26 protein-coding genes are annotated in these 25,069 nt (G+C 63.2%); 11 read left to right on the top strand and 15 right to left on the bottom strand.

What is annotated here, in order from left to right; all coding sequences use genetic code 11:
- Positions 1-16 precede the first annotated feature (16 nt).
- Genes ACP7AL_RS05800 through ACP7AL_RS05790 form a run of 3 tightly spaced genes read left to right on the top strand, consistent with a single transcriptional unit; the run spans position 17 to position 2,998 of the window.
- On the top strand, positions 17-715 hold the full coding sequence (locus ACP7AL_RS05800; RefSeq protein WP_024576784.1) for a Tim44/TimA family putative adaptor protein: 699 nt from the start codon (positions 17-19) through the stop codon (positions 713-715).
- Positions 693-2,417: an MltA domain-containing protein gene (locus tag ACP7AL_RS05795; RefSeq protein ID WP_425989729.1), complete on the top strand. Its 1,725-nt coding sequence runs from the start codon at positions 693-695 to the stop codon at positions 2,415-2,417. Before ACP7AL_RS05800 ends, ACP7AL_RS05795 begins: the two co-directional genes overlap by 23 nt.
- Positions 2,414-2,998, top strand: a complete 585-nt coding sequence (locus tag ACP7AL_RS05790; protein WP_425989727.1) for a Smr/MutS family protein — start codon at positions 2,414-2,416, stop codon at positions 2,996-2,998. The genes ACP7AL_RS05795 and ACP7AL_RS05790 overlap by 4 nt, the downstream gene beginning before the upstream one ends.
- A 5-nt stretch (positions 2,999-3,003) precedes the next feature.
- Here the strand turns inward: ACP7AL_RS05790 and hslU are convergent, their stop codons facing one another.
- From hslU to hslV, 3 genes are read right to left on the bottom strand one after another with little or no spacing between them, the layout of a single operon-like run.
- Positions 3,004-4,305 (bottom strand): ATP-dependent protease ATPase subunit HslU, encoded by a 1,302-nt coding sequence (gene hslU / locus ACP7AL_RS05785; RefSeq protein ID WP_006023313.1) that lies wholly within the window; start codon positions 4,303-4,305, stop codon positions 3,004-3,006.
- 47 nt (positions 4,306-4,352) lie between these two features.
- Positions 4,353-4,964 (bottom strand): DUF2585 domain-containing protein, encoded by a 612-nt coding sequence (locus ACP7AL_RS05780; protein ID WP_425989725.1) that lies wholly within the window; start codon positions 4,962-4,964, stop codon positions 4,353-4,355.
- On the bottom strand, positions 4,961-5,512 hold the full coding sequence (hslV, locus tag ACP7AL_RS05775) for an ATP-dependent protease subunit HslV (RefSeq protein WP_425989723.1): 552 nt from the start codon (positions 5,510-5,512) through the stop codon (positions 4,961-4,963). Before hslV ends, ACP7AL_RS05780 begins: the two co-directional genes overlap by 4 nt.
- A gap of 182 nt (positions 5,513-5,694) precedes the next feature.
- Here hslV and hisB point away from each other — a divergent pair, with 182 nt between their 5' ends.
- From hisB to coaA, 7 genes are all read left to right on the top strand, one after another.
- On the top strand, positions 5,695-6,288 hold the full coding sequence (gene hisB / locus ACP7AL_RS05770; protein WP_006023316.1) for an imidazoleglycerol-phosphate dehydratase HisB: 594 nt from the start codon (positions 5,695-5,697) through the stop codon (positions 6,286-6,288).
- A 105-nt stretch (positions 6,289-6,393) separates the two neighbouring features.
- Positions 6,394-6,882, top strand: a complete 489-nt coding sequence (locus ACP7AL_RS05765; RefSeq protein ID WP_425989721.1) for a DUF2628 domain-containing protein — start codon at positions 6,394-6,396, stop codon at positions 6,880-6,882.
- Positions 6,879-7,529 carry an imidazole glycerol phosphate synthase subunit HisH gene (gene hisH / locus ACP7AL_RS05760; protein WP_425989719.1) on the top strand — a complete coding sequence of 217 codons (651 nt, stop codon included), beginning with the start codon at positions 6,879-6,881 and terminating at the stop codon, positions 7,527-7,529. Before ACP7AL_RS05765 ends, hisH begins: the two co-directional genes overlap by 4 nt.
- Positions 7,526-8,266, top strand: a complete 741-nt coding sequence (hisA, locus tag ACP7AL_RS05755; RefSeq protein WP_425989717.1) for a 1-(5-phosphoribosyl)-5-[(5-phosphoribosylamino)methylideneamino]imidazole-4-carboxamide isomerase — start codon at positions 7,526-7,528, stop codon at positions 8,264-8,266. Before hisH ends, hisA begins: the two co-directional genes overlap by 4 nt.
- Before the next feature lie 13 nt (positions 8,267-8,279).
- On the top strand, positions 8,280-9,044 hold the full coding sequence (hisF, locus tag ACP7AL_RS05750; protein ID WP_006023320.1) for an imidazole glycerol phosphate synthase subunit HisF: 765 nt from the start codon (positions 8,280-8,282) through the stop codon (positions 9,042-9,044).
- Positions 9,045-9,143: 99 nt separating this feature from the next.
- Positions 9,144-9,467 carry a phosphoribosyl-ATP diphosphatase gene (locus ACP7AL_RS05745; protein ID WP_006023321.1) on the top strand — a complete coding sequence of 108 codons (324 nt, stop codon included), beginning with the start codon at positions 9,144-9,146 and terminating at the stop codon, positions 9,465-9,467.
- A gap of 54 nt (positions 9,468-9,521) precedes the next feature.
- A complete protein-coding gene (gene coaA / locus ACP7AL_RS05740) occupies positions 9,522-10,478 on the top strand; it encodes a type I pantothenate kinase (protein ID WP_425989714.1) in 957 nt (318 codons plus the stop codon).
- A 95-nt stretch (positions 10,479-10,573) separates the two neighbouring features.
- On the opposite strand, the gene ACP7AL_RS05735 is transcribed toward coaA, so the two are convergent.
- From ACP7AL_RS05735 to rsmI, 9 genes are all read right to left on the bottom strand, one after another.
- Entirely contained in the window at positions 10,574-11,602 is a 1,029-nt protein-coding gene (locus ACP7AL_RS05735) for a GNAT family N-acetyltransferase (protein WP_425989712.1), read from the bottom strand.
- A gap of 110 nt (positions 11,603-11,712) precedes the next feature.
- Positions 11,713-13,968, bottom strand: a complete 2,256-nt coding sequence (locus tag ACP7AL_RS05730; protein ID WP_425989710.1) for an ATP-binding protein — start codon at positions 13,966-13,968, stop codon at positions 11,713-11,715.
- Positions 13,969-14,102: 134 nt separating this feature from the next.
- Positions 14,103-14,567 carry a hypothetical protein gene (locus tag ACP7AL_RS05725; protein ID WP_006023325.1) on the bottom strand — a complete coding sequence of 155 codons (465 nt, stop codon included), beginning with the start codon at positions 14,565-14,567 and terminating at the stop codon, positions 14,103-14,105.
- Positions 14,568-14,680: 113 nt separating this feature from the next.
- Entirely contained in the window at positions 14,681-16,219 is a 1,539-nt protein-coding gene (locus tag ACP7AL_RS05720; RefSeq protein WP_425989707.1) for a YifB family Mg chelatase-like AAA ATPase, read from the bottom strand.
- 129 nt (positions 16,220-16,348) lie between these two features.
- Positions 16,349-17,341 carry an MBL fold metallo-hydrolase gene (locus tag ACP7AL_RS05715; protein ID WP_425989705.1) on the bottom strand — a complete coding sequence of 331 codons (993 nt, stop codon included), beginning with the start codon at positions 17,339-17,341 and terminating at the stop codon, positions 16,349-16,351.
- 153 nt (positions 17,342-17,494) lie between these two features.
- Positions 17,495-18,328, bottom strand: coding sequence for a hypothetical protein (locus ACP7AL_RS05710; protein ID WP_425989703.1), 834 nt, complete (start codon positions 18,326-18,328; stop codon positions 17,495-17,497).
- A gap of 110 nt (positions 18,329-18,438) precedes the next feature.
- A complete protein-coding gene (gene gshB / locus ACP7AL_RS05705) occupies positions 18,439-19,380 on the bottom strand; it encodes a glutathione synthase (protein ID WP_425989701.1) in 942 nt (313 codons plus the stop codon).
- Positions 19,381-19,461: 81 nt separating this feature from the next.
- Complete coding sequence (locus tag ACP7AL_RS05700; protein WP_425989699.1) at positions 19,462-19,923, bottom strand: YraN family protein; 462 nt, start codon at positions 19,921-19,923, stop codon at positions 19,462-19,464.
- Complete coding sequence (gene rsmI, locus ACP7AL_RS05695; protein ID WP_024921061.1) at positions 19,910-20,848, bottom strand: 16S rRNA (cytidine(1402)-2'-O)-methyltransferase; 939 nt, start codon at positions 20,846-20,848, stop codon at positions 19,910-19,912. The genes ACP7AL_RS05700 and rsmI overlap by 14 nt, the downstream gene beginning before the upstream one ends.
- 172 nt (positions 20,849-21,020) lie before the next feature.
- Between rsmI and ACP7AL_RS05690 the strand changes: the two genes are divergently transcribed.
- Entirely contained in the window at positions 21,021-22,223 is a 1,203-nt protein-coding gene (locus tag ACP7AL_RS05690; protein ID WP_425989696.1) for a penicillin-binding protein activator, read from the top strand.
- Between the two features lie 151 nt (positions 22,224-22,374).
- Here ACP7AL_RS05690 and hemW read toward each other — a convergent pair whose 3' ends face one another.
- Genes hemW through rph form a run of 3 tightly spaced genes read right to left on the bottom strand, consistent with a single transcriptional unit; the run spans position 22,375 to position 24,924 of the window.
- Positions 22,375-23,532 (bottom strand): radical SAM family heme chaperone HemW, encoded by a 1,158-nt coding sequence (gene hemW / locus ACP7AL_RS05685; protein WP_425989694.1) that lies wholly within the window; start codon positions 23,530-23,532, stop codon positions 22,375-22,377.
- A complete protein-coding gene (gene rdgB, locus ACP7AL_RS05680) occupies positions 23,529-24,164 on the bottom strand; it encodes an RdgB/HAM1 family non-canonical purine NTP pyrophosphatase (protein ID WP_425989692.1) in 636 nt (211 codons plus the stop codon). Before rdgB ends, hemW begins: the two co-directional genes overlap by 4 nt.
- 43 nt (positions 24,165-24,207) lie before the next feature.
- Positions 24,208-24,924 (bottom strand): ribonuclease PH, encoded by a 717-nt coding sequence (gene rph / locus ACP7AL_RS05675; protein ID WP_425989690.1) that lies wholly within the window; start codon positions 24,922-24,924, stop codon positions 24,208-24,210.
- Positions 24,925-25,069: the final 145 nt, after the last annotated feature.

The raw sequence follows: 25,069 nt of genomic DNA, 5'->3' as shown, positions 1-25,069 counted from the left end.
AGAAAGTGAATGCGACGTGGATATTTACACTATCATTTTTCTGGCTCTGGCCGTCTTCATCTTCCTGCGGCTGCGCAACGTATTGGGACAGCGCACCGGTGACGAACGTCCGCCGTTCGACCTGCCGGCGCGGGGCAATGCGCGCATGTCCGATAATGTCGTGCCGCTGCCCGGCAAAACCATCGATCAGGCCCCGCTGGCGCCATCGGCCGAACCTGCGGTCGTGGTTGACCGGTGGAAGGGAATTGCCGAATCCGGATCAGCGCTTGCGCGCGGTCTCGATCAGATCGCGGTTTCAGACCCGTCATTCGATGCGCAGCATTTCATCAGCGGCGCCAAGAGCGCGTATGAGATGATCGTGCTCGCGTTCGCCAATGGCGATCGGCGCACGCTGAAGGATCTGCTGTCGTCCGAGGTCTATGAAGGATTCGAGGCGGCGATCAAGGAACGCGAGCAGCGCGGCGAAAAGGTCGAGACCCGGTTCGCGTCGATCGACAAGGCCGAGATCGTCAACGCGGAAACGCGCGATCGGTCCGCCCAGATCACCGTCCGGTTTGTGTCCCAGATGATTTCGGTCACGCGCGACAAGGCCGGCACCGTCGTCGATGGCAATGCGGAAAAGCTCACCGATGTCACAGATGTCTGGACATTCGCCCGTGACATCGCGTCGCGCGATCCGAACTGGAAGCTGGTTGGGACGGAAAGCGGACAGTAACGACGTTGCTGCGCCCGGTGCACGAGCCGGGCGTTTTGGCGCGTGGCTGAAAGCGGGAGCGGCCGGACTTTGTGCCGCCGCCTTTGTTATCGCGGACGCCCAGGCGAGAGCGAGCCGCCATACCTCCCACGAACATCATGAACATCAAAGGCGCGGACCGGTTGTCTGGCCGCTGGAATTTCCCGGCGCTCAGTACGCGCCGCTGAAATGGAGCGAGGTCGCCGGTTGGACCGACGACGATCCGCTCCCCGCCTTCAAGACGTTTCGCGCAAGCTGCAAGCCGATTGCCGCGCAGAAGGCTCCGCTCGCGGAAAGCAAGGCGCTCGGCACGTCGCTGCGCGATCCGTGCATCGCGGCCAGAGCCGAGGATATTTCCGACAGCGCCAAGGCACGCGAATTCTTCGAGAAGAATTTCACGCCGTTGCTGATTTCGCGGATCGGTGAGGATGCCGGCTTTGTCACCGGCTATTACGAGCCGATCGTGGACGGCTCGCGGGTCCAGACCGATGTGTACAACGTGCCGGTCTATCGGCGGCCGTCGAACCTGTTCGTGCGCGGATACTCGCAGGCCAATTCCAGCATGCCGAACAAGGGTCAGGTGTTCCGCAAGATCGGGCGGCGCAAGCTGGTGCCTTATTACGACCGCGCCGAGATTGAAGATGGTGCGATCGCAGGACGCGGGCTCGAAGTTGTGTGGCTGAAGAGCCAGACCGATTTGCTGTTCATTCAGATTCAAGGCTCGGCACGAGTCAAGCTCGAGGATGGCTCGGTCGTGCGCATCAACTATGATGCACATAACGGCTTTCCCTATATGCCCGTCGGCCGCATCCTGATCGAACGCAACATCATTCCCAAAGATCAGATGTCGATGCAGAAGATCAGGGAATACATGGAGCAGAGCCCGGACGCCGCGAAAGAACTGCGCCGGCAGAATCGTTCCTATGTGTTCTTTCGCGAGGTGAAGCTCGGGGCGGATGACGAAGCCGTCGGCGCTCAGGGCGTGCCGCTGACGGCGGGGCGTTCGATCGCGGTCGACAAGTCGCTGCACGTTTATGGCACGCCATTCTTTATCGAAGGCAACCTGCCGATTGAGTCAGACACATCGAACACGCCGTTCCGCCGGTTGATGATCGCGCAGGACACCGGCTCGGCGATCATCGGTCCGGCGCGCGCGGACATATACTTCGGTGCCGGCGCCGATGCAGGCCGCGTCGCCGGCCGCCTGAAGAATCCTGCGCGCTTCGTCATGCTGCTGCCGAACAGTCTCGATCCGGTTGCGCGCGGCAGGACCATGCCGCTGCCGGAAGACCGGCCGTCGGCGACCATTGCCAAACTTTTTCCCCAGACCGAGCCCGAGAAGCAGCCGGTGAAGGAGACACCAAAGGAAGCCGCTAAAGACGCGCCTAAGGAAACAGTCAAGGAAGCTGCGAAAGAGCAGCCCAAAACTGAATCAAAGACCGAAGCAAAGACTGAGCCGAAGGCTGTGCCCAAGGATCCGCCAGTCGATACGAACAAGACTGCTGCACCCAAAGAGCAGCCAGCCGCTCCAACTCCCCCTGCCGCAACAGCCGCGCCCGTCGCTCAGGCGGTGCCGTTGCCCGAAGCGCGTCCCAAGGCTGCGCCTGAAGCAACACCGGCAACCGTGAAATCCGATACGCCGCGCCGCTCAAAGCATCACCGGCGCACTCGTCATCGCCAATGAAACGTCCGCGTAATCTCGACCCACCGCCTGTGTCCCGGCGAAAGCGCGCGCTCAGCCGCGAAGAGGTCGAACTGTGGGAAAGCGTGGCGAAGCAGGCGAAGCCGCTGCGCAAGAGGCCGCGTTCGCTGAAGGCTTCCGCAGAAGCGCTGGACGAATCCCCGGTCGCTCCGAAGCTGGCACCGGCACCGAAATCGCCAGCGATGCATCGAAAGATTCCGGCCGCTCCGCCGGCGCCGCCGCCGCTTGCGCCGCTAGGGCGGCGTGAGCGCTCGCAGCTTTCACGCGGCCGGAAGGAGATCGACGCGCGGCTCGACCTGCACGGCATGACGCAGACCAAAGCGCACCGCGTGCTGTTGAGCTTCCTGCATCACGCGCACGAGAATGGCATGGCCTTCGTTCTCATCATCACCGGCAAGGGCCGCACAGTGGGACCGGAGTCGGAGCGCGGCGTGCTCCGCCGTCAGGTCCCGCACTGGCTTGGGCTGCCGGAATTCCGCAGCTTCGTGATCGGCTTTGAGGAAGCTCACATCGGCCACGGCGGCGAGGGCGCGCTTTATGTGCGCGTCCGCCGGGCGCGGTAGGCCGATTACAGGATGAACCGGCTGAGATCGGTGTTCTTGGCCAGATCGCCGATATGCTTTTTCACATAATCGGCGTTGATCGTGATGGTCTGACCGGTCATGTCAGGAGCGTGGAACGATGTCTCGTCGAGCACGCGCTCCATCACTGTCTGCAAACGCCGCGCACCGATGTTCTCGATGGTTGAGTTCACCGCGACGGCGATATCGGCAAGCGCGTCGATCGCATCGTCTGTGATGTCGAGGGTCACGCCTTCGGTCTGCATCAGCGCGACATACTGTTTGAGCAGCGACGCTTCGGGCTCGGTGAGAATACGGCGCATGTCGTCGCGCGTCAGCGCCTGCAACTCGACGCGGATCGGCAGGCGGCCCTGCAACTCCGGAAGCAGGTCCGACGGTTTGGCGATGTGGAACGCGCCCGACGCAATGAACAGGATATGGTCGGTTTTCACCGCGCCGTGCTTGGTGGAAACGGTGGTGCCTTCGATCAGCGGCAACAGGTCGCGCTGCACGCCTTCGCGGGAGACGTCGCCTGCGCGTACGCCATCGCGGACGCAGATCTTGTCTATCTCGTCGAGGAACACGATGCCGTTGTTCTCGACGGCCTGAATGGATTCCTGCACCACCTGTTCGTTGTCGAGCAGCTTGTCGCTTTCCTCGTTGACAAGAATTTCGTGTGAATCCGCGACGCTGAGCCGGCGCGTTTTGGTACGGCCGCCCATCTTGCCGAAGATATCGCCGATCGAGATCGCGCCGACTTGCGCGCCCGGCATGCCCGGAATCTCGAACATCGGCGAGCCGCCGGAGGACTGGGTTTCGATTTCGATTTCCTTGTCGTTCAGTTCGCCTGCGCGCAATTTCCTGCGGAAGGAATCGCGCGTAGCGGCACTGGCGTTGGCGCCGACCAGTGCATCGAGCACACGTTCCTCAGCGGCCTGCTGCGCACGCGCCTGCACATCCTTACGCTTGCGTTCGCGGGTCTGCATGATTGCGACCTCGACGAGGTCGCGCACGATCTGCTCAACATCGCGGCCGACATAACCGACCTCGGTGAACTTCGTGGCCTCAACCTTGATGAACGGCGCATTGGCCAGCCGGGCGAGCCGCCGCGCGATCTCGGTCTTCCCGACACCGGTCGGCCCGATCATCAGGATGTTCTTGGGCAATACTTCCTCGCGCAGCGTTCCGGTGAGCTGCTGCCGCCGCCAACGGTTACGCAGCGCGATAGAAACCGCGCGCTTGGCGTCGCCCTGTCCGACAATGAAGCGGTCGAGTTCGGAAACGATTTCGCGGGGGGAGAAGTCTGTCATGGCTCTTAGCTATTGTTGAAGAAGAGGTATCGCAAGCAGCGGCGGGTCTAGATAATCGGCGGCCCGCTCTGCCATTGCCGTATCGCATCGAACGGATGGATCAGCATGATGATGTTCAGCGTCAGGTTGTCGCGGATGTGCAGGCCGACCGCGATCTCGAACACAATGGCGATCAGCACCGTTGCGATCACCGGCAGTTTCCGCGCGGCAATGAAGCCCGCAATCATGGCCAGCGTGTCGGACACCGAATTGACGATGCTGTCGCCGTAATAATCCAGCGAGATGGTGCCGGCGCGATAGCGCTCGATGATGATCGGCGAATTTTCCAGAAGCTCCCAGCCACCCTCGATCAGCATCGCGACCAGAAGGCGCGCGATCCAGGACACGCGCGGCAGCAGCAGCCATGTCAGGCCATAGAACAGGAAGCCGTGAATGATATGCGAGAACGTGTACCAGTCGGCGATGTGTTGCGAATTCTCCGAACTCTGCACCACGCCGTGCCACAACTTGACATAACCACAGGTGCAGATCGGCACGCGGCCCATGCCGTAGAGGATTGCCGCCTGCAGCAGAAGCAGCCCTGCCGCGATAATGAATCCCTGGCGCGGCGACAGTCCCGACCTTGCGGGCGAAGCCGCCTGGTCTGCCGCGGTGCTCATGCGCTCAGCGTTTCGAGGGTGACGTTGCGGTTGGTATAGACGCAGATGTCGGCCGCGATATCCAGCGAGCGGCGCACGATGGTCTCGGCGTCCTTGTCGGAATCGGCCAGCGCGCGTGCCGCAGCCAGCGCGTAGTTGCCGCCGGAGCCGATCGCCATCACGCCGTGTTCCGGCTCCAGCACGTCGCCGGTGCCGGTCAGGACCAGCGAGACGTCCTTGTCCGCGACGATCATCATGGCCTCGAGGCGGCGCAGATAGCGGTCGGTGCGCCAGTCCTTCGCCAGTTCGACCGCCGCGCGGGTGAGCTGGCCGGGATACTGCTCCAGCTTGGCCTCGAGCCGCTCAAACAGCGTGAAGGCGTCGGCGGTGGCCCCGGCGAAGCCGCCGATGACATCGCCCTTGCCGAGCTTTCGGACCTTCTTGGCGTTGGATTTGATGACGGTCTGGCCGATGGAGACCTGCCCATCGCCGCCAATGACCACCTTGCCGCCCTTGCGGACTGTGAGAATCGTCGTGCCGTGCCAGACTTCAGGCTGTGATGCTTGCATAGAAACCTCGTTGAAGGCCTGATCTAGGCACTGGCGCCGCCGGTTGCAATCGACCTGCCGGGGCGGCGAATTCCGGTCACCATATCTGAAAACTCAGGCAAAAATCGCGTCATCCCGCAGTAGCGAAGGCGTCATGTGCCTGTTAAAAGGGCGCGACTTCCGGCTTCTGGAGAGCACTTTTCATGCGCACGGCCACCATCAAGCGCAAAACCAAGGAAACCGACATCATGGTGTCGGTCAATCTGGACGGGACCGGCATTTCCAATGTCGCGACCGGTATCGGATTCTTCGACCACATGCTGGATCTGCTGGCGCGGCATTCGCGCATCGATATCACCGTTCAGGCCGACGGCGATCTCCACATCGATTACCACCACACCACGGAAGATGTCGGCATTGCGCTCGGGCAGGCTGTGAAGCAGGCGCTCGGCGACATGAAGGGCATCACCCGTTACGCCAGCATCCACATGCCGATGGACGAAACGCTGTCGCGCGTCGTGATCGATATTTCGGGGCGGCCGGTGCTGGTGTTCAAGGCCGAGTTCCCGCGCGACAAGATCGGTGAGTTCGACACCGAGCTGGTGCGCGAGTGGTTCAATGCCTTTGCGATCAACGCCGGCATAACCCTGCATGTCGAGACGCTGTACGGCGAGAACAACCATCATATCGCCGAGTCGTGCTTCAAGGGCCTGGCGCGCGCTTTGCGGGCGGCGGTTGCGATCGATCCGCGCGCCGCGGGCGAAATTCCCTCGACCAAGGGCACGCTCGGCGGCTGATTTGACCTGAAGCGCATGCCGGTCATGCGCTGGACTCACTTTTGGACCTGCAAGTGACGCACGATCTTTGCCGGATCGTGCCGAACGAGGTTCCGGAGAACGATCATGGCGGTTTATACGGTTCACGCTCCGGCGAGCTACGGCGTCGATGTCCGCACGGCGCCGGAAAAGCTCGTGTTCGTGCGCGACGGGTTTTATGTCTGGGCTTTCGTCGCCGCGATCTTCTGGCTGATCTGGCACCGGCTGTGGCTGGCGCTGCTATGCTACATCGCGCTGATGATCGTGGCTGAAATCGCAATGTCGGCTGCCGGCGTCGGGTCGGGCGCGCGTTTGCTGGTGATGGCTGTCATCGCATTGCTGGTCGGGCTTGAGGCCGGATCGCTGCGCCGCTGGAAGCTGTCACGCGGCAAATGGCGTCAGCTCGATGTGGTCAGCGCGGATTCGGAAGAAGCCGCCGAGCGGCGGTTCTTTGAACGCTGGAATGCAAGAACTGCGCGCAGCAGCCCGTCGTCACCGCCCCCGCTGCCGCGCGCGTCGATTTCACAGCCGCAAGGCATCATTGGTCTGTTTCCTGAATCCGGAGCGCCGCGTTGAGCGTTGCCATCATCGATTACGGCTCCGGCAATCTGCACTCGGCGGCGAAGGCTTTCGAGCGCGCGGCGCGCGCCATGGAACAGCCGCAGAAGATTGTCGTGACGCGCGATCCCGAAACCGTGTTTCGCGCGGATCGGATTGTCTTGCCGGGGGTCGGCGCGTTCGCGGATTGCCGCAAGGGTCTCGATGCGCTCGACGGCATGGTCGAGGCGATGACGGAAGCGGTGCGCGACAAGGCGCGGCCGTTCTTCGGCATCTGCGTCGGCATGCAGTTGATGGCGACCCAGGGCAAGGAATACGTCACCACGCCGGGGTTCGACTGGATTTCGGGTGATGTCGTGAAGATCACGCCGCGTGAGGAAGACCTGAAGATTCCGCACATGGGCTGGAACACGCTCGATCTGGTGCGCGAACATCCGGTGCTTGAGCGGCTTCCGCTCGGCGACAAGGGCCGCCACGCCTACTTCGTGCATTCCTATCACCTGAACGCGGCGAATGAAGCCGATGTCGTCGCGCGCGCTGACTACGGCGGGCCGGTGACGGCGATCGTCGCCAGGGACACCGCCATCGGCACGCAGTTTCACCCCGAGAAGAGCCAGCGCTTCGGTCTCGCCCTGATCTCCAATTTTCTGAAGTGGAAGCCGTGATTCTTTTTCCCGCGATCGATCTCAAGAACGGTGAGTGCGTGCGCCTCGAGCAGGGCGACATGGCGCGCGCGACCGTGTTCAACCTCGATCCCGCTGCGCAGGCGAAAACCTTCGAGACGCAGGGTTTCGAATATCTTCACGTTGTCGATCTCGACGGCGCGTTCGCCGGCAAGCCGATGAATGCGCAGGCCGTTGAGGCGATGCTGAAGGTTGTGAAATTCCCGGTGCAGCTCGGCGGCGGAATCCGCGATCTTGCGACTATCGAGGCGTGGCTCGCCAAGGGTATTCGCCGGGTCATTATCGGCACCGCCGCGGTGCGCGATCCTGCGCTGGTGAAAGAAGCCGCGAAGAAATTCCCGGGCCAGGTGGCTGTGGGTCTCGATGCGCGCGACGGCAAGGTCGCGGTTGAGGGCTGGGCGGAAACGTCCACCGTCACTGCGCTCGACATCGCGCAGCGGTTCGAGGATGCCGGTGTCGCGGCGATCATCTTCACTGATATTGCGCGCGACGGCCTGCTCAAGGGGCTCAATCTCGACGCGACGGTTGCGCTGGCCGAGGCGATTTCAATTCCGGTGATTGCGTCGGGCGGCTTTGCGTCCATTGCGGACGTGAAGGCGCTGCTCGAGCCTCGCGCCAGAAAGCTGGAAGGCGCGATCTCGGGCCGTGCGCTGTACGACGGCCGTCTCGATCCGGCTGAAGCATTGACGCTGATCCGCAACGCGCGGGCGGCGGCTTAAGGGCAGGGTAACGATGTTCAAGGTTCGCGTGATTCCCTGCCTCGATGTGAAGGACGGCCGTGTCGTCAAGGGCGTCAATTTCGTCGATCTGCGCGACGCGGGCGATCCGGTCGAGGCCGCGATTGCCTATGACGCGGCAGGCGCTGATGAGCTTTGCTTCCTCGACATCACCGCGACTCACGAGAACCGCGGCACCATTCTCGATGTGGTGCGGCGGACGGCGGAAGCCTGCTTCATGCCGCTGACCGTCGGCGGCGGCGTGCGTACCGTGGACGACATCCGCACGCTTCTGACCTATGGCGCCGACAAGGTGTCGATCAATTCGGCCGCGGTCGCCCGGCGCGAATTCGTCAAGGAAGCCGCGGAGAAATTTGGCGACCAGTGCATTGTTGTCGCCATCGACGCCAAACGCACCGGCTCGGATCGCTGGGAGATTTTCACCCATGGCGGCCGCAAGTCGACCGGGATCGACGCCATCGAATACGCGCAGGAAGTGGTCTCGCTGGGCGCGGGAGAAATCCTGCTGACCTCGATGGACCGCGACGGCACCCGCCAGGGTTTCGATATCAATCTGACCCGCGCCATCGCCGACAGCGTCAAGGTTCCGGTGATCGCCTCCGGCGGCGTTGGCAATCTCGATCATCTGGTCGCGGGCATCCGCGAGGGACACGCGACCGCGGTGCTGGCCGCTTCGATTTTCCATTTCGGCGAGTTCACCATTCGTCAGGCCAAGGACCATATGGTCCGCGCGGGATTGCCGATGCGGCTTGATCCATGAGCTTCGTTTCGGGAAGGCAACTGGCCGTATGCCAAATACCTGAATCCGATCAACTCTTTGCGCTCCCTACCGGGGTACGGAAGTGATAAAAGGCGCTTTATGAGCCGTTTTACGATCCACGATCTGGCAGCCACCATCGATGCCCGCGCGGCGTCGGGGGGAGATACGTCCTATACCCGCAAGCTGCTGGACAAGGGCCCCGATCATTGCGCCAAGAAGCTGGGCGAGGAGGCGGTGGAAACCGTGATCGCCGCCATCGAAAACAATCGCGATCATCTAATCGCCGAGAGCGCCGATCTCGTCTTCCATCTTCTGGTGCTGCTGAAATCGCGGGGCATCAGTTTCTCGGATGTCGAAGATGCGCTGGCGCAACGGACGCAGATGTCGGGCCTCGAAGAGAAAGCTGCGCGCAAGCGCGATTAGTTCAATTCCGGCCCCCGCGGGGACACGCGGATTCCGGACAGGAGGGAATGGCTCATGGATGCGAGAGCCGACCAGGTTCAGTACAATCCCTACCGCGTTTTCTCGCGCGCGCAGTGGGCCGCCCTACGCGACGACATGCCCATGACGCTGACCGCCGAGGAAATCGCGCGGATGCATTCGATGCATGATCGCCTCGACATCAAGGAAGTCGAGGAAATCTATCTGCCGTTGTCGCGGCTGCTGTCGTTCTATGTCGCGGCCGCGCAGCGCCTGTTCGTTGCGCAGCGTCACTTCCTCGGCATCGAGGACCGCAAGATGCCCTACATCATCGGCGTCGCCGGGTCGGTGGCGGTGGGCAAATCCACCACGGCACGCGTGCTGCAGGCGTTGCTCGCGCGCTGGTCACCGCGGCCCAAGGTCGATCTCGTCACCACCGACGGGTTTCTGTTTCCGAACGAGATTCTGGAACGCGAAGGCCTGATGCAGAAGAAGGGCTTTCCCGAAAGCTACGATCTTCCTGCGCTGCTCAGTTTCCTGTCCGACATCAAGGCCGGTCGCCGGCCTGTCCGCGCGCCGGTCTACTCGCATCTCACCTACGACATCATTCCCAACGAGGGAGTCGAAATCGACCGGCCCGACATTCTGATCGTGGAAGGCGTCAACGTGCTGCAAACCGGACGCCTGCCGCGCGACGGCAAGGCTGTGCCCTATGTGTCGGATTTCTTCGACTTCTCGGTCTATATCGATGCGGAGGAGCCGATCCTGCGCGAATGGTATGTCGAGCGCTTTCTCACATTGCGCGACACGGCGTTCCGCGATCCACGGTCCTACTTCAATCGCTATGCGAAGCTGTCGGACAAGGAAGCGACCGACAGGGCGCTTGAGCTCTGGACCACCATCAACCTTGTCAATCTGGAAGAGAACATCCTGCCGACCCGGCCGCGTGCGACGCTGATCCTGAAGAAGGGCAGCGACCACATCATCGAGGACGTTCAGTTGCGGCGGCTGTAGGCAGAGTTTTCTTCGTCATTGCGAGGAGCGGAGCGACGAAGCTATCCAGCTTCTCCCAAGAGTGGATTGCTTCGCTGCAATGACAGTCAGGTGGATCATGCCGCGTGACGCGTCGCGTCGGCGCCGAAGTGATCGAGATAACGGCCGGAGATGGCCGACACCGGCATGACAACCAGTACATCCGTGGTGCCAAACTGGTGGTCGATCACCGCGCCGTCGCCAACGAAGGCGCCGACCCGAAGATAGCCTTTGATCAGCGGCGGCAACATGCGCAGCGCCGCCTTGGTATCGATGTTCTCTTTCGCGATGCGATTCATTTCCACCCGGCGCGAGGGATGCGCGCTGGCGCGCCAGCCTTCCGGCGCCGCCGCGAAGTGGTGCAGGAACGACAGCGGCAACGCGAGCCGGTCCGGATCGGTGCCCTCGAAGCTGGCGCAGCCAATCATCACATCGAGATTGTGCCGGCGCACGTAACTCCACACGCCGTGCCACAAGAGCTCAACGGTTCGCTTGGTGCGATAGGGCGGCAGCACGCAAGAGCGGCCGAGCTCGAGAAACTTCAAGCCCGCCTGGCGCTGCATCAGGCCGGAAATGTCGAACTCATCGTTGGTGTAAAAGCCGCCATGCTTTTCGGCGACGTCCTGGCGCAGCAGGCGATAGGTGCCGACGACGGGCTGCTTGCCGCTCATGGTCGGCTTGGCGGCGTGATCCACCACCAGCAGGTGATCGCAGATCTTGTCGAACGCATCCTTGTCGCGCTGCGCCAGCATGGTGGCGGCGTCGGCGATGGCGGAGCCGTTCTTGTAGAAAACCTTGTAGCGCAGCTTCTGAGCGCGCTTCACGTCGCTCTTGGTCTGCGCAAGACGGACTTCCAGCGCGCCGATCTTGCCGAGACGCGCAGGTTGCATCATCTCCGGCACGGCCTCGCCGCGCAGGCTTGAATGCATAAGGTTTGGCATCAGCCATGTGGCAGCCGTCGTCGCGGCCGACTTCGCATGAGCAGGCCGGAGCATTTGAACCAGCGGATTTTGGCGAAACGCTTCAAGCGGGCTTCGAACGGCCTGCCGCTCAAATGTTCTGGAATTTGCATCCGGCTCCGTCAGCGCCGGTTTATTGCCGCTCATGGCTTCCTCGCGGCTGCGCGCATTGATTCGCCAAGCGCAGCCCTGAGGCACCAATAATCATGGTCGTGATACGGATTTATGACATCGCGCCGCGCGCGGCGCGATGCAAATCAGGCAACAATCGTGCGCGATGCAGGAATGGCCGCTAACGCATCCATCAGCTTCTCGCGATCGAGCGGCTTGACCAGAAAACCGTCCATGCCCGCCTCGAAGCAGGCATAGCGATCATCAACCAGGGTGTTCGCCGTCAGTGCGAGAATCTTCGTGCGCCGCGGGCTGCGTTCCGCCTCAAGCGCCCGAATCCGTTTTGTCGCAGCAATGCCGTCCAGTTTCGGCATCTGGATATCCATCAGCACCACGTCATAGGGCGTGCCCGCGCCGTCGGCGGCGATCCACGATTCGAGAGCCTGCTCGCCATCGGTGGTGATGACCGCGCGGTGGCCCATGCGCGTCAGCAAGGACCGGATCAGGAGTGCGTTGATCTCGTTGTCTTCCGCGACGAGGATCGAGAGTGCACGCGGCGCGACTGTCTGCGGAGAGACGATGCTCGATGGCTCAATCGCAGGCTCGTTGTCACCGGGCAGTTCCGGCACCAGCGCTGCACCGGATGCCGAGAGCCGCGCGGCCAATGACGTCGCGCGCAGCGGTTTCACCAGATAGCCGGTGAACAACGCCATGATGCCGGTCGGTATGTCCCGCCGTGCCGAGGGCGTAAACATCGCGATCCGATGTGTTGCGTGACGTGAGGCTGCTGCTGCGAAATCCTGCAACCGGGTGTCGCTGCCGGTGCAATCGGCCAGGACCGCGTACCACGACCGCTCGGGCAGCAATGCACGCGCGATGTCGGCGTCCGCGACCGTGCAGGTCTGCGCGCCCCAGCGTCCCAGCCGCCGCGCGATCAGAGAGGCTTCGATGGTCTGCGGCGCGACCAGCATGACGGACTTGCCGGTCAGATCGGGCGCAAGGAAGGGCGAAGCGGCGCTGTCGCCGGGTTCCGCCACAGCAAGCGGGATCGAGAACGCGAATGCTGCACCGGCGCCTTCGGCGCTTTCCAGCGTAATCCGCCCGCCCATGCGCCGGACGATGCGCTCGCTGATGCTGAGTCCCAGACCTGTGCCGCCATAATTGCGCGCCGTGCCTTCGGAGGCCTGCTCGAACTCGCGGAAGATTCTTTGCTGCGCTTCCGGCGCGATGCCGATGCCGGTGTCGCGCACGAGAAAGGAGACTTCACCCGGCCAGATGCCGGGCTCGGCGATCAGGGCGACACCGCCAACCGAAGTGAACTTGATGGCGTTGCCGGCGAGATTGAGCAGCACCTGCCGCAATCGCGCGGCGTCGCCAATGACTTCCGCCGGCAGCCGTTCATCGACATAGGATGCGATCTCGAGCTTGCGGGCCTGCGCGCGTGGCGCGAGCAGCTCGGTGATTTCCTCGATCATCGCTGCCAGCGTAAACGGCCGATATTCGAGGTCGATCTTGCCCGCTTCGATCTTGGAGAAGTCGAGCAGTTCGTCGATCAGCGCCATCAACGCATCGCCGGATGTTTTCACGGCCTTTGCGTAGGTCGCCTGTTCCGGGGTCAATGCTGTGTCGAGCAGCAGGTTGCTCATGCCGATGATGCCGTTCAGCGGCGTGCGGATCTCGTGCGACGCCATGGCGAGGAATTTCGATTTCGCCCGGTTGGCGGAGTTGGCGAGATCACGCGCTTCGGCCATGGCGCGTTCGGTCTCGGCGCGGTCCGTCACGTCGCGGCCGACGCACTGCAGGTCGGCGGCCTGATAGGCATCGCTGCGCACAAGGCCCTCGCGCCATGCGATCCAGCGCGGACCCATCGCGCTGTCGATCTTCTGGTCGTGAACGCGTGTGCCACTCGGCTCGATTGCGATAGCGCCCTGTTCCAGCACGGGCAATGCAAAGCGAGTCCCGATCAGGGCTTCGCGCGATTTGCGCGCGAGTGCGCAGTAGGCGTCATTGACCGACGTGATCAGGCCGTCGCTGTCGCGCAGAACGATCAGGTCGCTCTGGGATTCGAACAGGCTGCGGGCATGTTCCTCGGCGCCCTTCAATTCCCAGTTGCGGTCAGCCAGTGCTTCGTTATGCAGCTCGATCTTGCGCATCTTCTTGCGCAGCCAGCGCATCCGCATGCTGACTGTCGCAAGCGCCAGACAGGCCAGCGCGAACAGGAAGCTCGCGCCAAGGGCGAAGCTGTGCGGATCGTAGGTCTCGCTGCGGCTTCCCGTGATGAACCCGTAAGCTCCGCCGAAGGCCGCGGAGAAAATCATCACGGAGCGGATCGTGAGGGTGATCCAGGGATGCCGTCGGCTAAAACGGCGAAGCCGGGATCGGATGCGCAAGGCTCGCAGCATTGGTGTCCGCTCCGCGGTTGAGATCGTACGTGAGGAAAGTCCGCGCAAGAATGTGTTGGGGATGTTTCGAAGAGTTTGAAGCGCGCGCGGATCGCCGGCGGCGATCCAAACGTGGCTAACGAGACGTTAACGCCTCACATCGACCGCTCGGCCATGCGCACGCGCCCTCCGGCGCCGACAACAAGTGCCGCGGCCTCCCGCGTGCTGAAGGCACGCGACTGTACGAAGACGCGATAATCCGCGCCGGGCTCCCGCGACAGATAGATCACCGGGTCCGCATGGGTGGCGTGGTCGGCGATGCTGACGAATGTCGTCTCGCGCGTCACCATGCAACTGTCGGCTTCGGCGGTCCGCGCCCCGTCGATCACGGTGAAATCGGCGAGATCCGGGTTGTCGACGATCTGAACCCGCACGGTGGCGACTTCCGGATCATCGGTGAAGCTGACGTGAAGCGGATTTTGCCATGGCGCGGTTGCGATCTGCATCGAGGCGCGGCCAAGCGCGATGCAGGGACTTGCGCTCGGGATCAGTTCGCCGCCGGCGACCACGCCGGCCAGCAAGAGCGGAATGGTCGAGGCCAGGATCTTGACACGCAACATGGGACGCCACTCACAACACTGTTTACCGCCAAAGCCGCCACGACAGGGCGGCTTATGGTTTTTGAAGTGTAAAGAGAGATCGTTACTGAAGGGTTTGCGGGCGCCGATATGAGCTACGCCGCGCGGCGTAAATCTTCAGCCAGCGCGCGGTAGGACAGGGCCTCGGCGAGATGAAGCCGCCCGATGGTGTCCGCGCCGTCGAGGTCGGCCAGCGTACGCGCCACCCGCAGCACGCGGTGATAGCCGCGCGCCGACAGGCGCATGGTTTCGGCGGCGTCGCGCAGCAGCTTTTGCCCCTGCGCGTCGGGCTGCGCGATCTCTTCCAGCACGGCAGCCGGCGCTTCCGCGTTGGTACGGATGTGCGGCAGGCCCAGGGCCCCATAGCGGGCGATCTGAACGGCGCGGGCCGCCGCGACGCGCGCGGCAACCTCCGCGGAGCCTTCCGCCGGTGCGGGCAGGATCAGGTCGGATGCGGTCACGGCCGGCACTTCGATCCGCAGATCGATGCGGTCCATCAGCGGACCGGAAATGCGGCCCTGATAATCTGCCGTGCAGCGGTCGATGCGGCCGCGCTTGCAGGAATAGCCGGGTTCATAGGCGTATCCGCAGCGGCACGGATTCATCGCCGCCACCAGCATGAACCGCGCCGGATAGGTCACGCGATGATTTGCCCGGGACACCGCGACCTCGCCGTTCTCCAGCGGCTGGCGCAGCGAGTCCAGCACGCGTGCATCGAACTCGGGGAGCTCGTCGAGGAACAGCACGCCGTGATGCGCCAGCGAAATTTCGCCCGGCCGGGCGCGCATGCCTCCACCGGTCAGCGCAGCCATGCTTGCGGAGTGATGCGGCGCGCGGAACGGCCGCCGCGCCGTCAATGCGCCGCCTTCGATTTCGCCCGCGACAGATGCGATCATCGAAATCTCGAGCAGTTCGGACGGCGACAGCGGCGGCAGGATCGAGGGCAGCCGCGCCGCCAGCATGGACTTGCCTGCACCAGGCGAGCCGATCATCAGGAGGTGATGTCCACCGGCGGCGGCGATCTCCAGCGCACGCTTGGCGCTTTCCTGGCCCTTGATGTCGCGCAGGTCGAGCAGCGTGGTCTGGCGCTCGGTGATCTTCGGCTGCGGCCGCGACAGAACCTGTGTGCCCTTGAAGTGATTGGCGATCTGAATCAGCGATGCCGCCGCGACGATCTGAATCTCGGGACTGGCCCACGCTGCTTCCGCGCCGCAGGCCGCGGGGCAGATCAGTCCCTCGTCGCGCGCGTTGGCTCCGATCGCTGCGGGAAGCACGCCCGCGACAGGCGCGATCGAGCCGTCGAGCCCGAGTTCGCCGAGCACCGTAAATCCATTCAGCGCATCGGGCGGGATCGCGCCGATGGCGGCCATCAGCCCGAGTGCAATGGGAAGGTCGTAATGACTGCCTTCTTTGGGCAGGTCGGCGGGCGCGAGATTGACGGTGATTCGCCGGGCGGGGAGGGCGAGGCCCGAGGCGATCAGGGCGGAGCGCACCCGTTCGCGGGCTTCCGACACCGCCTTGTCCGGCAGGCCGACGATGGTGAAGGCGGGCAGTCCGGGCGCGACCTGGACCTGCACGTCCACCGCGCGGGCTTCGATGCCTTCAAACGCCACCGTGGAAACGCGCTGAACCATTGCTCCCTCGCCCCCGCCACAACCCTAGCAGGAACTTTCTGGAGCGCAAGAACATTTAGGGAACATGCTGCCGGTCGTGGCCGGAATGGCCGGCGGCAGCGAGCCGGAGACCCGCTGCAGCCAAAACCCTCAGAGATTCATGATCATCGGTTCGGGGATGTAGCGGAAGCCATCGCCTGCTTTCACCACATGGCCGTAGCCCGGCCAGGGGAAGTGATAGGACATCACGGCCGTCTTGTTGGCCGCGATTGTGTCCAGCAGCCTCACCCGCGTTGCCGCCGCCATCTTCGGATCGGAGTCATAGGCGAATTCCATCTTCGGCCGCTCCAGCAGCAGCACCTGATGGTGGGTGAGATCACCGAGGAATGCGAACGACTTTCCACCCGACTGGATCATGAACATATGGTGGCCGAAGGTGTGGCCGGGCGCGGCGATTGCCGTGACGCCGGGCAGGAATTCCTGCTCGTCCTTGAAGAACACGATGCGGTCGCGCACCGGCATCAGGTTCTTGCGCGCGTGAGCGATGAAGTCCTTGAGCGGTCCGTCCAGTTTTTTCTCGTCGGTCCAGAACTCGAGATCGGCTTGGCTGATGTAGACCTGCGCGTTCGGAAACAGCGGCTTGCCGCCTTCATCGACGATGCCGCCGATATGGTCGACATGCGCATGGGAGCAAACGATCGCATCGATATCTTCCGGCTTGAGGCCGGCTTCGGTGATGCTCTTCTGCAAGCGCCCGGTGGTCGGTCCAAAAAGTTTCGACGTGCCCATGCCGGTGTCGAACAGGACAATGCGTTCGCCGAAATTCACGATCGGCGCGTTCTGTTCGAGAATGACGTTGCTGGGGCTGAGGAAATTATCGCTCAGCATCTTCTGCACGTCTTCCTTCGGGACGCCGAGGAATGTGCCGGATGGATCGCCGAGCGGCAGCGGCCCGTCGGACACCACCGTAACTTCGGCCTCGTCGAGTTTGAAGCGATGAAAGTAGGGAGCCTGCGTGCCGAGCTTTGGCGCGCGCGCCATGGCAGCGCCGCTCATCATTGTCGCGCCAAGACTTGCGCCAAGACTAGCGCCGACTCCGGCGCCGAGAGCGAGGAGAGATCGTCGCGAAACATCGAGCGTCATGCATTCCTCCGTTGAATTTTGTTGTTGGCCACGTGTCGTCGCAACTGCGATTATGAGCCCCGTTTTCGGGCGCTGGCAAGGACGGCCATGCACAAGCACGCACGCGCGGCGTCACGCGGAAGTCATGCCGGCTTCAAATCGGGATGTTGAAAATCAGGCGAGCTGACTGGCGCCGTGGGCGCTGCTGTTCGGAACCAGCGTAGCGTCCCTGTCGTCGATCTTCGGCGTAATCCGAAGACCGAACACATGCGGAAAACGCATGATGTCGACATTGAAGTCCGCAGTGGTCACCGGTGTTGCGGCGGCCGCGGATTTCGGAGCGTAAAGCCGGCCCCAGATGTCGACACCGGCGAATTGCGGCAACTGGGTGAGGCGCAGGTTGCCGATGGTGCCGTCGAATCTCAAGAGATGGCGCGCGCGGTCGTTCATCATCAGGACCCAGCCGTCGATGGCGTGACCGGCGTCATTGGTGATGGGGCAGGCGATGATCATGGCGTCCGGCGCGGTGCGGAACAGGTGATCGTAGATCTCGGTCTGATGGTTAATCAGCTCGGAATAGACCACAAGAATCACCGCTCCGTCGGCGACCTTGATCGGCAGGATCAGGCGCTGCCAGAGCTGGCCGGTTTGCGACCAGGTCGCGGTAAAGCGAACGAAGGCCGGTGTGAGGCGCTTGGCCACCTGACGATAGACGTCGGCGAATTCCCGCTTGAGGGGGTTGATCTGCTGCGACAGCAGGCTGCCTGCCAGGCTTTCGCTGGCGTTGGCCTGAACCGACTCGCCCACGTACATGTAGACAAAGTCGTCGTTGATCGTGAGCAGGTGAATGGAATTGGAGCGCAACTGATAGGAACATTCCTCGGTCAGTCGCTGCAAGCTTAAGTCATTGGTATCGTTGAGAGTTTTCCACTTGACCCACAGGAATTCCATCGCGGCGGTGGTCAGCTCACGCGGAATCGAGGTGCCGTTGAAGACTTCAATTGCCATTGGTCAGCCCGTTTCGGTGCACGCATACCGCGTATCCGGCATTGGCACACTCCCCCCGCCGCCAGATTGGCAGAAGGTGGTCAGCAATTGATTAAGCTGTCATCGGGTTGTTACGCGCGTTTGGCGGCGATGACGTCCCAGATCCTGGCCGCGACATCTGGGCCGCCGAGCCGGGCGATGGCCCGGATGCCGGTTGGCGAGGTGACGTTGATTTCCGTCAGGTGGCCGTCGATCACATCGATGCCGACGAACAGCAGGCCGCGCTCGCGCAGCGCGGGCTTCAGCCGTTCGCAGATTTCGCGCTCGCGCGGCGACAGATCGGTCGCGGCCGCTGCGCCTCCGCGCACCATGTTGGAGCGCAGATCGTCTGCGGCCGGCACGCGGTTCACGGCGCCGGCGAATTCGCCGTCGACAAGGATGATGCGCTTGTCGCCATGCTTCACTTCGGGAAGGAAGCGCTGGATCACCCACGGCTCGCGGAACGTCACCGAGAACATGTCGTAGAGCGAACCGAAGTTCATGTCGTTCGGCGTGATGCGAAACACCGCAGCGCCGCCATGGCCATACAGCGGCTTCATCACCACGTCGCCCTGCTCGGCGCGGAAAGCGTTGATCTCGTCCTTGTCGCGCGAAATCAGCGTCGGCGGCATCAGGTCCGCGAATTCCATCACGAAGATTTTTTCCGGCGCGTTGCGCACGCTGGCCGGATTGTTCACCACCAGCGTTTTCGGATGAATGCGCTCGAGGAAATGCGTGGTGGTGATGTAGGCGAGATCGAACGGCGGGTCCTGCCGCAGCAGGATCACGTCAAAGGATTCGAGATCGACGCGCTTCGCATCGCCCAGCGTGAAGTGGTCACCCTCCTGATCGCGCACGGTCAGGGGCTGAACGCTGGCGACCAGTTGCTCACCCTTCAGGGATAGTTTTTCCGGCGTGTAGTAGGACAGCGAATGGCCGCGCTTCTGTGCTTCGAGCAGCAGCGCGAATGTGGAGTCGCCGCGAATGTTGATCCGCGCGATGGGGTCCATCTGGACGGCGACTTTCAGCTTCATGATTTAAACCCGGCCATTGTTCGTTGCGGCGGCAATCTGTGCGATTTGGCGCGCTCTTTCCAGAGCAATTCCGCGCAACCCTCACCCGCTGGCGTCGAACGCCGCCATCAGGTGCTTTGGCAGGTGTTTGGGCGCGATCAGGACGACATCGAAACGCATATCGAAATTGGCGTGCTCGGGATGCGCCATCAGCCAGGCTTGCGCGGCTGCGACAATGCGCTGCTGCTGCTGCGGAGTGACGGAATAGGCCGCATCGTCCAGCGAAGCGCGGGCCTTGACCTCGACAAAGGCCAGCAGGCTGCGTCGTCGTGCCACGATATCGATCTCGCCATACGGCGTTCGGAAGCGCCGCGCCAGAATGCGATAGCCCTTGGCGATCAGGTAAACGCAGGCTTTGCTTTCGGCGGAAATTCCGGTCTGAAACGCCGCGACCCGCGCGGGCGAGGGAGGCTTTGCTGTGCGGTCCTCGGGCGCTGAATTCGTTGGCGCGATGGTGCCACGCGTCTTGAGCGTTCGCGGCGGCGGATCGCTATCCCGCGTCATCGCCATCCCTCGAGAGTTCGAGGGCACGGGCATAGATTTCCCGGCGCGGCCGCCCGGACACTTCAACCGCATGAGCCACGGCGTCTTTGACGCTGCCGCGCGCCAGCGATGTCCGCAGCAGGTCGTCGAGCGCGTCGTCGCTCATCGCTCCTGCATCGGCGGCGGGCGGACCCACCACCAGCACGAATTCTCCCCGCGTCTCGAGCGTGTCGGCAATCGCCGCGAGTTCGGAAAGGCGCGCGCGGCGCACCTCCTCATGCAGCTTGGTCATTTCGCGGCAGATCGCGGCTTCGCGCTCGCCCATGACGCCAGCAAGATCTTGCAGAGAATCCTGCACCCGTGCGCCGCTCTCGAACATCACCAATGTTGCGTCGATGCGCGCAAGCTCGGCGAGGCGGGTGCGGCGTGCATTCTGTTTCGACGGCAGGAAGCCCTCGAAGAAAAATCGATCGGTCGGCAGCGCGGCGACCGACAGCGCCGTCAGCACCGACGACGGGCCGGGCAGCGCGATCACCGGAAAGCCCGCTGCGCTGACCTCGCGCACAAGCTTGAATCCCGGATCGGAAATCAACGGCGTTCCGGCATCGGACACCAGTGCGATGGACGATCCGCGCGCCAGCGCGTCCAGGATCTTCGGCCTTGCCTGCTCGGCATTGTGCTCGTGATACTGCTTGAGTGTCGCATTAATGGAGAAACGCTCCATCAGCCGCCGCGTGATTCGTGTGTCCTCGCACGCGATGATGTCCACGCCGGCGAGTGTCTCCAGCGCGCGCAGGGTGATGTCGCCGAGATTGCCGATGGGCGTCGCTACCAGATACAGGCCGGGTGCGGCCTTGGGCGCATGCACAAGTTGCCCTGCCACCGCGAAACTGCGGGCGGAGCTGTCGGAATCAGGGGATGAAGCGGGGGATGGTTTGGTGCGCATTGGGACAATCTAGCGCCGAAGCGCCGTCTCGTCTTGTTCGCACCTGCAATAGCTGTTCATGTCCGGTTGTGCGGGAGTATGCAAAAAGCCTTTGATCCGGCTGGCCTATAGCCGACAATATGCCTGAATCCTCTTCCAGACGTGTCTGAGGATCGATACCCGGAAGTTAATGATGGTTGCGCCGTTCACTCCAAAGCCTCCCCGCACCGGCGCGACCCGCCGCAGTGCCGTCGGTCTGATTCTGGGGGCGCCGCTCATCGCCGGATGCGCCGGAAGCGGCATGCAATCTCCGTTCTCCGGCGGCGAGCAGCCGGCCGGTCCACCCCAGCAGCCGGCGGCGGTGGGCAGCGGCCAGGTCAAGGTCGGGCTGTTGCTTCCGTTGTCGGCGTCCGGCAATGCCGCCGTCGCCGCGCAGTCGATGCGCAATGCCGCGGAGCTGGCGCTCGCAGAATTTCAGAACCCGAACATCCAGCTTCTGATCAAGGACGACAACGGCACTCCGCAGGGCGCACAGCAAGGTGCCCAGCAGGCCGTCGACGAGGGCGCCGAAATTATTCTGGGGCCTTTGTTCGCCCAGTCGGTTCCGGCCGCTGCACAGGCGGCGCGCAATCGCGGCATCTCGATGATCGCGTTCTCGACCGACTCGAGTGTTGCCGGACGCGGCGTCTATCTTCTGAGCTTTCTGCCTGAGTCGGATGTCAATCGCATCGTTGAGTATGCGGCCGGGACCGGCAAGCGATCGTTCGCAGCGTTCCTGCCGGAGAATGCTTACGGCAATGTGGTCGAAGCCGCCTTCAAGCAGGCAGTCCCGCGCCGCAGTGGCCGCATTGCCGCGTTTGAAAAGTACGGCGCGGACCGCTCGCAAATCGGCGCGACCGCGACAACGATTTCCGAGGCGCTCAAGAATGCGGACACCTTGCTGCTTGCCGACGACGGTGACGCCTTGCCCATGGCCGCCGATGCACTTGTCGCGGCCGGTGTGAATCTCCAGCGCCTGCAATTGCTCGGCACCGGTCTGTGGGACAATCCCCGGGTGTTCGCAAATGCCAATCTGCGCGGCGGGCTTTATGCGGCGCCCGACCCGGCCGGCTTCCGCAGCTTTTCCCAGCGCTACCGTGCGAAATACAGCGGCGATCCGGTCCGCACCGCAACCCTCGCCTATGACGGCGTAGCGCTGGTTGCTGCGCTCGCCCGCACACAGGGCGGCCAGCGGTTTTCGCCGGAGGTCCTGACCAATCCTTCGGGCTTTGCGGGCATCGACGGGTTGTTTCGGTTCCGCAGCGACGGCACCAATGAGCGAGGCCTTGCCGTGATGCGTGTCGGCCCGAGTGGTGGACAGATCGTTGCCGGATCGCCGAAGAGTTTTGGGGCGTAAATTTTTCCCCCACCCCGGCGCTTCGCGCCGACCCTCCCCACAAGGGGGAGGGAGAAGAAAGTTTCTTCACATGCGGCGAGGTTCATCCCTCCCCTCGATGGGGAGGGTGGCTGACCGAAGGTCAGTCGGGTGGGGTGTTTTTTCCAAGCGATTACGCGGCGAGATCCGCGACCACGGCGTCCAGCACCGGAAATCCCTGCATCGTCACCCGCACGCGTCCGTCGGGATCGACGGTGATCGCGCCTTCGTCGCGCAGGATTTCGATTCGCCTCGGATCGAGCGCGCGGCCTGATAGCGCGCGATAGCGCACCGGATCGATGCCTTCCGCGAGGCGCAGTCCCATCAGGAGATATTCGTCGGCGCGCTCCTCGCTGTTGAGAAGTTCGTCGCTGGTCACGCCGTGGCCCTGCGCTTCGACACGCATCAGCCACGTTTCCGGACGCTTCTCTGTCGCGATGGCGTGACGGATGCCGTCGATATCGAGGCGGCCATGCGCGCCCGGGCCGATGCCGGCATATTCCTGGCCGCGCCAGTAGACGAGGTTGTGCTTGCACTCTGCGCCCGGCCGCGCGTGATTTGAAATCTCGTAGGACGGCAGACCAAGTTTGGCGCAAACATCCTGCGTCACGTCATAGAGCGCGCGCGCCACGGCCTCGTCGGGAATCTTGAGCTTGCCGGCTGCATGCAGACCGAAGAACGGCGTCTCCGGCTCGATGGTGAGCTGATACAGCGACAGATGCTCGGCGGCTTCCGCCACCGCGAGCTTCAGTTCGTCTTCCCACATCTGCGGAGTTTGATCGGGCCGCGCGTAAATCAGATCGAACGAGTAGCGGTCGAATACCGAGCGCGCGATGGCCACCGCGTCGAGCGCCTCGCGTGCGGTGTGCAGGCGTCCCAGCGCTTTGAGTGAGGCATCTTCCAGCGCCTGAACGCCGAGCGAGACGCGATTGACGCCGGCGTCGCGGTAGCCGCGAAAGCGCGTGGCCTCGACGCTGGTCGGATTGGCCTCCAGCGTCACCTCGACATCGCCGGCGAGGCGCCAGTGCCGCGCGATGGCGTTGAGGATCGCGCCGACCGTCTGCGGCTGCATCAGCGACGGCGTGCCGCCGCCGAGAAAGATCGAGGTAACCTCACGGCCTGGCGTGCGCGCGGCGGTGGTCTCGATCTCGCGCTCGAACGCGCGGGCGAAACGAAACTCGTCGATCGGCGCGTGGCGCACATGGCTGTTGAAGTCGCAGTAGGGACACTTCGACAGGCAGAACGGCCAGTGGACGTAGACACCGAAGGCCTCTTTCGCGTCAGCGCTCATTTGAGGCACATCTCCGCGAGTTTCACAAAGGCCTTTGCGCGGTGGGAAAGTCCCATTCCGTGCGGCGGCAGACCGTGCTTCTCGATGCTGGTCATCTCGCCGAAGGTGCGGGTGTGGCCGTCCGGCAGAAACGCCGGATCGTAACCGAAGCCGGCGGTGCCGCGCGGCGGCCAGACCAGCGTGCCGTCGACGCGCGCTTCCACCTCTTCGAGGTGTCCGTCCGGCCAGGCGACACACAGCGCGGAGACGAAATGCGCCTTGCGCTGTGCGGGCTCCTTCGCGCCGCGCTCCTGCAACAGGCGTTCGATCTGCGACATCGCGGCGAGAAAATTCTTGTCCTCTCCGGCCCAGCGCGCCGAATAGATTCCGGGCTGGCCATCGAGTGCATCGACTGCGAGACCCGAATCGTCGGCGAAGGCGGGAAGTTTCGTCGCCTGCGCCGCGGCCATGGCCTTGATGCGGGCATTGGCCTGAAACGTCGTGCCGGTCTCATCCGGCTCGGCGAGACCGAGTTCTGCCGCCGACACCGCCTCCACGCCGTAGGGCGCAAGCAGTTCGCGCATCTCGGCAAGCTTGCCGGGATTGTGGGTCGCGATCACAAGGCGGCCGGTGATTCGGCGATGATCACTCATGCGCAATGGTTATCCGTGACGGGTGCGAGCGGAAGCGGGAAAATTACGCCACTGCCATTTTTTGCAGGTCGACCAGCCGGGCGATGCCCTTCTTGGCCAGCGCCATCAGGTTGAGGAACTCCTCCTGCGAGAACGGCGTCTTTTCGGCGGTGCCCTGGACTTCGATAATGCGGCCGTCGCCGGTCATCACGAAGTTCGCGTCAGTGTCGGCCTCGGAGTCTTCGGCGTAATCAAGGTCGAGCACCGGCGTGCCGTTGTAGATGCCGCAGGAAATCGCGGCGACGTTGTCGCGCAGCACGTTGTCGTTCTTGAGCATGTTGCGCGCCTTCATCCATTGCAGGCAATCCGCCAGCGCGACCCATGCGCCGGTGATCGAAGCAGTGCGTGTGCCGCCGTCAGCCTGAATGACATCGCAGTCCACGGTGATCTGGCGTTCGCCCAGCGCAACAAGGTCGACGGTGGTGCGCAGCGATCGGCCGATCAGGCGCTGGATCTCGACGGTGCGGCCGCTTTGCTTTCCGGCAGCCGATTCACGGCGCATGCGCTCATGGGTGGCACGCGGCAGCATGCCGTATTCGGCGGTGACCCATCCGCGGCCCTGTCCCTTGAGCCAGGGCGGCAGGCGATCTTCCAGCGTGGCGGTGACCAGCACATGGGTGTCGCCGAATTTTACCATGCAGGAACCTTCGGCGTATTTGACCACGCCGCGTTCCAGCGTGACGGGGCGCAGTTCGTCGGGCGCGCGACGGCTCGGCCGCATGAAAAACCTCCTGATATTCCGGAAAATCCTGATTTGGCGCTGCTTTTAGGGGGTTGGGACCGCAGCGGCAAGGGAAGATAAGGATGTTCGCAGAATGCGGCTTGTCATCGTCCTGCGGCATGGACAATTGTAGCAGGAACAACCC

This window comes from Afipia sp. DC4300-2b1 (assembly GCF_049895725.1).
Taxonomy (GTDB): Bacteria; Pseudomonadota; Alphaproteobacteria; order Rhizobiales; family Xanthobacteraceae; genus Afipia; species Afipia broomeae.
Note: the sequence above shows the minus strand (reverse complement) of the source record. Positions and strands in the feature narration are given on the sequence as shown.

Coding starts and splice junctions, on each gene's coding strand:
- ACP7AL_RS05790 (WP_425989727.1), top strand. CDS start 2,414: ATGAAACGTCCGCGTAATCTCGACCCACCGCCTGTGTCCCGGCGAAAG.
- hslU (WP_006023313.1), bottom strand. CDS start 4,305: ATGACAGACTTCTCCCCCCGCGAAATCGTTTCCGAACTCGACCGCTTC.
- ACP7AL_RS05780 (WP_425989725.1), bottom strand. CDS start 4,964: ATGAGCACCGCGGCAGACCAGGCGGCTTCGCCCGCAAGGTCGGGACTG.
- hslV (WP_425989723.1), bottom strand. CDS start 5,512: ATGCAAGCATCACAGCCTGAAGTCTGGCACGGCACGACGATTCTCACA.
- hisB (WP_006023316.1), top strand. CDS start 5,695: ATGCGCACGGCCACCATCAAGCGCAAAACCAAGGAAACCGACATCATG.
- ACP7AL_RS05765 (WP_425989721.1), top strand. CDS start 6,394: ATGGCGGTTTATACGGTTCACGCTCCGGCGAGCTACGGCGTCGATGTC.
- hisF (WP_006023320.1), top strand. CDS start 8,280: ATGTTCAAGGTTCGCGTGATTCCCTGCCTCGATGTGAAGGACGGCCGT.
- ACP7AL_RS05745 (WP_006023321.1), top strand. CDS start 9,144: ATGAGCCGTTTTACGATCCACGATCTGGCAGCCACCATCGATGCCCGC.
- coaA (WP_425989714.1), top strand. CDS start 9,522: ATGGATGCGAGAGCCGACCAGGTTCAGTACAATCCCTACCGCGTTTTC.
- ACP7AL_RS05735 (WP_425989712.1), bottom strand. CDS start 11,602: ATGAGCGGCAATAAACCGGCGCTGACGGAGCCGGATGCAAATTCCAGA.
- ACP7AL_RS05730 (WP_425989710.1), bottom strand. CDS start 13,968: ATGCTGCGAGCCTTGCGCATCCGATCCCGGCTTCGCCGTTTTAGCCGA.
- ACP7AL_RS05725 (WP_006023325.1), bottom strand. CDS start 14,567: ATGTTGCGTGTCAAGATCCTGGCCTCGACCATTCCGCTCTTGCTGGCC.
- ACP7AL_RS05720 (WP_425989707.1), bottom strand. CDS start 16,219: ATGGTTCAGCGCGTTTCCACGGTGGCGTTTGAAGGCATCGAAGCCCGC.
- ACP7AL_RS05715 (WP_425989705.1), bottom strand. CDS start 17,341: ATGACGCTCGATGTTTCGCGACGATCTCTCCTCGCTCTCGGCGCCGGA.
- ACP7AL_RS05710 (WP_425989703.1), bottom strand. CDS start 18,328: ATGGCAATTGAAGTCTTCAACGGCACCTCGATTCCGCGTGAGCTGACC.
- gshB (WP_425989701.1), bottom strand. CDS start 19,380: ATGAAGCTGAAAGTCGCCGTCCAGATGGACCCCATCGCGCGGATCAAC.
- ACP7AL_RS05700 (WP_425989699.1), bottom strand. CDS start 19,923: ATGACGCGGGATAGCGATCCGCCGCCGCGAACGCTCAAGACGCGTGGC.
- rsmI (WP_024921061.1), bottom strand. CDS start 20,848: ATGCGCACCAAACCATCCCCCGCTTCATCCCCTGATTCCGACAGCTCC.
- ACP7AL_RS05690 (WP_425989696.1), top strand. CDS start 21,021: ATGGTTGCGCCGTTCACTCCAAAGCCTCCCCGCACCGGCGCGACCCGC.
- hemW (WP_425989694.1), bottom strand. CDS start 23,532: ATGAGCGCTGACGCGAAAGAGGCCTTCGGTGTCTACGTCCACTGGCCG.
- rdgB (WP_425989692.1), bottom strand. CDS start 24,164: ATGAGTGATCATCGCCGAATCACCGGCCGCCTTGTGATCGCGACCCAC.
- rph (WP_425989690.1), bottom strand. CDS start 24,924: ATGCGGCCGAGCCGTCGCGCGCCCGACGAACTGCGCCCCGTCACGCTG.